The sequence below is a fragment of the Photorhabdus sp. P32 genome (assembly GCF_038085095.1).
In the GTDB taxonomy this organism is placed as follows: domain Bacteria; phylum Pseudomonadota; class Gammaproteobacteria; order Enterobacterales; family Enterobacteriaceae; genus Photorhabdus; species Photorhabdus luminescens.
In genome coordinates this window covers 1-983 of sequence record NZ_JAZGJN010000091.1, presented here as the reverse complement: position 1 = coordinate 983, position 983 = coordinate 1, and the positions used below count along the sequence as shown (strand labels likewise).

Genomic DNA, 983 nt, shown 5'->3' with positions numbered 1-983 from the left:
AAACTTGTTTTTGTTTTAGCGAATATCCTCTGGAGTCTATCATGATTATTGGAGAGTAATGGTTTCTAACTAAATAAGCTACGAAATCAATACAATTATAATAATTAAATTTTTCTTTTTCGAAACTAAGATCAATGCTTACATTCGTTTTTCCTAGCCTATTACCATAGTCACGGCTTGAATACATAATTCTATTTTTTAACTTTACATCACCTGGAATATCAAATAATGTTTTTATGATAGATTTAAAGCTCTCATCATAACTTTCTTTGAATTGATTTATGGCATATTCAGTAATGCCACTTTCATCAAAAACATTATTTGCTTTTATTTCGTCTATATCATATCCCGGTAGATGCCATCTACTTGAATTATTAGATACCTTGTTTATTTGTTGCATGATGTAGTATGTATCATCCAATGCTAATTCCGGTGTTATCTTTTCTTTTAAATCATAAAACATTTCTATTCTAGCGTGTATTATGTTCATCTTTTTAATCCTAATTTTAAAATAAATATCCACATTTAAGGTGTATTAAATGTTTTAATGTTAATAAATTTAGCAAAAGCCTTGGTAAAATATCTGTAAGATACTGGTTGCAGAAAATGCCAATGTGATTTAGGAATATTTTCTAATGAAGCACATACATTATTTTGTCTTTCTGCTTGCCATATCATGCTTTCAAGCCCGGTCTTATCTGTCGGTTTTTTCTTAAATTCAGCATAAAACCACTTGGGTAACTCATCTTCAAAAAACTGATCATACAGAGCCTTAGCCTCAAGAAATAAGCATTGTGCAGATTTCCAACCATCGAAATTTGTATCCATACATAACCAAGTCTCAATTATGTTTAATTCAGGGTTGTATATCGTCCCGGCAATTTTTGTTTGATAAGCAATAGTTATTTCTGAATACGATGTGGTCTTTTCCCAAACCATCGTAACGTTGCCAATTGCCGGACATTTCTCACATTCGGTACGGG

At 31.1% G+C, this 983-nt stretch carries 2 protein-coding genes; both read right to left on the bottom strand.

Annotated features, from left to right (window positions below):
- Positions 1-490, bottom strand: a 490-nt coding sequence (locus tag V2H77_RS00405) for a hypothetical protein (protein WP_341497224.1), incomplete at its 3' end; no start/stop codon positions are given.
- Positions 491-525: 35 nt separating this feature from the next.
- The coding region (locus V2H77_RS00400) for a restriction endonuclease fold toxin 5 domain-containing protein (protein WP_341497223.1) at positions 526-983 on the bottom strand (458 nt) is incomplete at its 5' end.